The following is a 5,424-nucleotide window of genomic DNA, read 5'->3' as shown; positions in this document are numbered from 1 at the left end:
TATTCCTTTATAATTCCTGTATATAACCGCCCCGGGGAGGTGAGGGAGTTGTTAGAGAGTATGCTCAAACTTCAGTTTGGTCGGGATTTTGAAATTGTGCTGGTAGAAGATGGTTCCAGTATTTCTTCCGGAGGTATTGCAACTGAGTTCCAGCAGCAACTCAACGTTAGTTACCACTACAAAAAGAATACAGGCCCCGGAGATTCCCGGAATTTTGGGATGCGAAAAGCCAAAGGCAACTACTTTCTTATTCTGGATTCAGATGTTTTATTACCTGAAAATTATCTGCAGGAAGTAGATAAATTCCTTCAGCAGGATTATTGCGATTGTTTTGGCGGGCCAGATGCTTCGCATCCTTCTTTCAGTAGGATTCAGAAAGCCATAGATTATTCCATGACCTCTTTTCTTACCACCGGTGGAATTCGTGGTAAAAAGTCGGCGGTAAACGATTTTCAGCCCCGAAGTTTTAATATGGGGATTTCAAAAAAAGCCTTTGAAGCTTCCGGCGGATTCGGGAAAATTCATCCGGGCGAAGATCCCGATCTTTCGCTTAGGCTTAAAAAAATGGGATATAAATTATGTTTAATTCCAGATGCGGTGGTGTTTCATAAACGCCGCATAGACTGGTCTAAATTCTATACCCAGGTTCAAAAATTCGGGATGGTACGGCCAATTCTCAATAAATGGCATCCAGGTTCGGGGAAAATCACCTATTGGTTTCCCGCGGTTTTTAGTTTAGGCTTTTTATTGGCTATTTTGCTTTTAAAACTGGGAATTTGGTGGTTATTTCTTTTATATGTACTATATTTTGTGATTATTGCTATAGATGCCGCTATTAAAAATAAAAGTTTAGGAATTGGTTTCCTGGCGGTTTATGCCACTTTGGTACAATTTTTTGGATATGGTTATGGCTTTATGAAATCACTTTGGCATATTCATATTTTAAAACAGGACCCGGAACACGAATTCCCGAATTTATTCTTTAAAAATGTTTAAAAACATAAGATTTAAAAGAATTTCTATAAAAAAATCCAGCTTAAAAAGCTTTGGGTTTTTCTTGCTGTTTTCTTCACTTATTTGGTTTTTTGTTCAAATTTCTAAAGAATATACACAAGTAATAGACATTCCGGTTTCTTATGAAAATGTGCCTTTAGATAAAACCCTATCTAAAGAACGGCCAGATAATTTACAATTAAGAATTCAGGATAAAGGTTTTGCCATTTGGTACTACCAAATTTTTAAACCCAGGGTAGAATTAGACCTTGGCAAAGCCACAGAAGAAGATGGCGAGCTGGTTTATAATTTTGAAGCCAACCGCGAAGTTTTGGAAGAGCAGGTAAATATTAATTTTGAAAAAGCCCGTTTTATCCAGGAAAGCCTTTCAGTAGAATTTCAACCTAAAAAGAATAAATGGGTAAATGTTACGCCACGTATAGATCTTAGTTACGCGGTAGGTTATTCGGCAGGGGAGCCGGTAAGCCTGCAACCCGATTCGGTACAGGTAAGCGGCCCCGAAAATATTATTGATACCCTTCAAAATTTAAATACGGTTTATTTAAAGATCAACAACATTAATACTAATGTTTCCGGCAGGGTTAAAATTGATACTACCAACCTGGGAATGTTGAGTTTTTATAATACCGAGGTTACCTATAGCCAGGAAGTAGAGAAGTTTACCGAAGGCAGTGTAAAAGTGCCGGTAGAAATTCTAAATAAGCCCGAAGATACCAATATTGCTATTTTTCCGAAAGAAGTTTTGGTGTATTATCAGGTGAATTTAAAGCAATACGAAATGGTGAAAGCCGAAAACTTTAGGGTGGTTTGCGATTTTAATGATATAGATGATGGCGACGATTTTATTATCGCCAGGATTACAGAAGCGCCTTTAATGGTGAGAAATCTTCGGCTTAACGAGCGTAAAATTCAATTTGTTATAAAACGATGATGGTAGTGGGACTCACCGGCGGTATTGGCAGCGGGAAAACTACCGTGGCCGGCTTTTTTAAAGAAAAAGGCGTCCCGGTTTATATTGCCGATGATGCCGGGAAACGCCTCCTGGAAACTTCAGCAGAGATAAGGGAAAAAGTTACCGCGCTTATTGGTAAAGAAGCTTATTCTGGCCAAACGCCCAATCGTAAACATATCGCTTCCGTAGTATTTAATGAATCTGATAAACTGGAGGCACTTAACGCAATAATTCACCCAGCCGTAGCCAAAGATTTTGAAAGCTGGAAAAACGAGCAGAATTCGGTTTATGTAATTTATGAAGCAGCAATTTTGTTTGAAGCCGGCGGTTATAAAAAATGCGATATAAATATTTTAGTTACTGCTGATAAAGCAGAAAAAATAAAAAGATTACAACAACGCGATAATAGTTCACTGGAAGAAATTGAAGCCAGGATGGCCAAACAATGGAGTGACGACCAAAAGAAAAAATTGGCCGATTTAGAAATAGAGAATCACGATTTATCCCTTACCAAATCGCGGGTTGACGAATTACATCAGATTATCTTAAAACGAGGTAAAAATTAGCAGAAGTTTTGTTAACATTTGGTTAAACGCTTGAAGCACTAAATGTTAAAATCTTACTTTTGGCAGCATGAATAAAAAGCTTTTTTTACTTCTCGTTATCTTAATGAGCCTTTCCCTTATCGGTATTATTTTTGTGCAGGGATACTGGATTAAGAGTACCGTAGACGACAAAGAAGCGCAGTTTACCTACGATGTGAAACAGGTACTCTTAAGAGTGGTTAATGAAATTGAAAACCAGGAAATTGAAGATTACTGGATGAAATTTAAAGATGCCGACAGCACAAATAGTCGGTTGCAGGCCGCCACGATTACCGAATATTCTTACGTAAACGAAAACAAATTAAGAAACCAAACCCTCTTTCATTCAGATGCTATTCTGGAAGAAGATTATAAGGTTTCTTCAGGCTTTATAGAATCGGCCCGCGATAGTATTCCCTTTACCAAGCTCATCAATAAAAAGGTGACCAGTATTGTGAATAACCGTAATAATATAGACGGTAGCGGTCTAAGCTCTCAACAGCAAATTGAGCGTATTATTCGTATGGACGAGTATGAGAAGAATTTGCTTAAAGAATATATTGCCGAGCATACCAGCAGGCTTCCGCTGCACCAAAGAGTGAACGAAGCTACTATAGAAAGGCTTTTAGCCCAGGAATTGAGCAACCGCGACATCAATTCAGAATTTGAATATGGTGTTTACAGCAATAGTATTTCTACCAATCTGCACAGCGATAATTTTTCGCTAAGCCATCCCGCCACCTATGGGGTTCCGCTTTTTGCAGACGATATGGGAAATAGCAATTACCAGTTGCTGGTTAATTTTACCGAAAAGAAAAAAGTAGTGCTTTCATCTATAACATTAATGGCTGCACTTTCTATAATTTTTACCCTTATTATCGTGATCGCTTATTCCAGCGCATTGTCACAATTGATAAAGCAACGGCAAATTTCACAGATAAAAACCGATTTTATAAATAATATGACGCACGAATTTAAAACGCCTATTGCCACCATAAACCTGGCTTTAGACGCTATTAAAAACCCTAAGATTAGCAGCGACGAAGAAAAGAAAAAGCGCTATCTTAAAATGATTCGTGATGAAAATAGAAGAATGCATGCCCAGGTAGAAAACGTTTTACGAATTTCTAAACTGGATAAAAATGAACTGGACCTTAAAAAAGAAAGGCTTCAACTTAATGAGATTGTAGAAGATGCCATTACCCACATAGAATTAATTGTAGAAGATCGTGGCGGTTATATACAAACGCATTTTGGAGCGCTGCGCTCTTCAATTTTGGCTAATCAGGATCACTTTACCAATGTGATAGTAAACATACTGGACAATGCCGTAAAATACTCTCCAGAGACGCCTAAGATTGATATTTATACTGAAAATGTAAAGAACTACATCATCCTTAAAATTCGCGACCAGGGAGCGGGAATGTCTAAGTTGGTGCAAAAGAAAATATTTGAAAAGTTTTATCGCGAACATACTGGAGATATTCATAACGTGAAAGGTCACGGTTTAGGTTTAGCCTATGCCAAAAGAATTATAGAAGATCACCACGGGCAGGTATCGGTAGAAAGCGAAAAAGGAAAAGGAAGCACATTTATAATTAAATTACCTCTAATATCTTAAATATATGGAAACTGAAGACAAGAAAATTTTGTTAGTAGAAGACGATCCAAACTTTGGAACCGTCTTAAAAGATTATTTGGCAATGAACGATTACGAAGTAACGCACGCCAAAAACGGAATGGAAGGTTTTGAAAAGTTTAAAAAAGACGATTTTGATCTTTGTATTCTTGATGTCATGATGCCTTACAAAGACGGCTTTACGCTGGCTAAAGAGATAAGGGAAAAGAACGAAGAAATCCCAATTATCTTCCTTACCGCCAAAGCGATGAAAGAAGACGTGCTTAAAGGTTATAAAGTAGGAGCAGACGATTACCTAAACAAACCTTTTGACAGCGAAGTATTGCTTATGAAGATTAAAGCCATTATGCAGCGTAAAGCTACAGATAGCGTGGCAGACTCTAAGCAATTTGAGTTCGAGATTGGTGGTTTTCACCTTAACTCTAAACTAAGGTTTTTAACCTATAAAGACGAAGAAGCTCAAAAACTTTCTCCAAAAGAGAACGAGTTATTGCGTTTACTTGCGCTGCATGAGAACGATTTGATGCCAAGAGAACTGGCACTTACCAAAATTTGGAGAGACGATAATTATTTTACCTCCAGAAGTATGGATGTATATATCGCCAAACTGCGTAAATACCTTAAGAAAGACGAGAATGTAGAGATTTTAAACATTCACGGCGAAGGATTTAGATTGGTGGTAAAAAACAACGAAAATGCCGAAGCATAACGCGAGGTAATTTTCAGTTTCCGGGAATAATGAGAGTGGCTTAAATGTATATTTAGTCCATTTACCGTCATGCTTAACTTGTTTCAATGGCTCGTCATGCTGAATTTATTTCAGCATCTAAGTTGATGGGAGTTCTAACACGTTAGATCCTGAAACTAGTTCAGGATGACGTGATCACTGAAACTACTCCGAATTATCGGGGCAGCCTAACGTGTAAAAGCGGCTTTAGCAAAAAGCCACTCTCATTGTTTTCTTACCCGGAAAAATTTAACAACACTTCCCCGGTCGCTACCTGGCCAGGCATTTTTATGCCCCGGTTTTAATTACGGAAAACCGTATAATTAACGTAATTTTTAAATCTTTCCCGCCACAAGTTTTATCTTTACTGCCGGAAGCGCTAAAATCCGGCTATGAAGCAAAGTTACTTTACATCACCCGGTTTTACTTTTCGGCTACAGCCGTTTGGTACACCTACTGCGCTTTTTTTACTCTTTTTTTTACTGAATTTTTCTTTTGGGTTTGGGCA

Annotated in this window: 5 protein-coding genes; all 5 read left to right on the top strand. The window is 38.0% G+C overall.

Translation table 11 applies throughout. The features are described 5' to 3' along the window. A partial coding sequence (locus AACZ30_RS12675) for a glycosyltransferase (RefSeq protein ID WP_339649766.1) occupies positions 1 to 996 on the top strand: 996 nt, incomplete at its 5' end. Further along, the gene (locus AACZ30_RS12670; RefSeq protein ID WP_339649764.1) at positions 989 to 1,945 is read left to right on the top strand and encodes a YbbR-like domain-containing protein; all 957 of its coding nucleotides are present in this window, start codon (positions 989 to 991) and stop codon (positions 1,943 to 1,945) included. The genes AACZ30_RS12675 and AACZ30_RS12670, both read left to right, overlap by 8 nt. After that, complete coding sequence (gene coaE / locus AACZ30_RS12665; RefSeq protein WP_093303685.1) at positions 1,942 to 2,532, top strand: dephospho-CoA kinase; 591 nt, start codon at positions 1,942 to 1,944, stop codon at positions 2,530 to 2,532. Before AACZ30_RS12670 ends, coaE begins: the two co-directional genes overlap by 4 nt. Positions 2,533 to 2,599: 67 nt before the next feature. Continuing rightward, positions 2,600 to 4,171 (top strand): HAMP domain-containing sensor histidine kinase, encoded by a 1,572-nt coding sequence (locus AACZ30_RS12660; protein WP_339649757.1) that lies wholly within the window; start codon positions 2,600 to 2,602, stop codon positions 4,169 to 4,171. A gap of 4 nt (positions 4,172 to 4,175) precedes the next feature. Then, on the top strand, positions 4,176 to 4,898 hold the full coding sequence (locus AACZ30_RS12655) for a response regulator transcription factor (RefSeq protein WP_075327539.1): 723 nt from the start codon (positions 4,176 to 4,178) through the stop codon (positions 4,896 to 4,898). Positions 4,899 to 5,424 lie beyond the last annotated feature (526 nt).

Origin of the sequence: uncultured Salegentibacter sp. (assembly GCF_963972535.1) — a bacterium.
Classification (GTDB): Bacteria; Bacteroidota; Bacteroidia; order Flavobacteriales; family Flavobacteriaceae; genus Salegentibacter.
The sequence above is the reverse complement of the archived record's forward strand: the minus strand, read 5'-3'. Positions and strand labels throughout refer to the sequence as shown.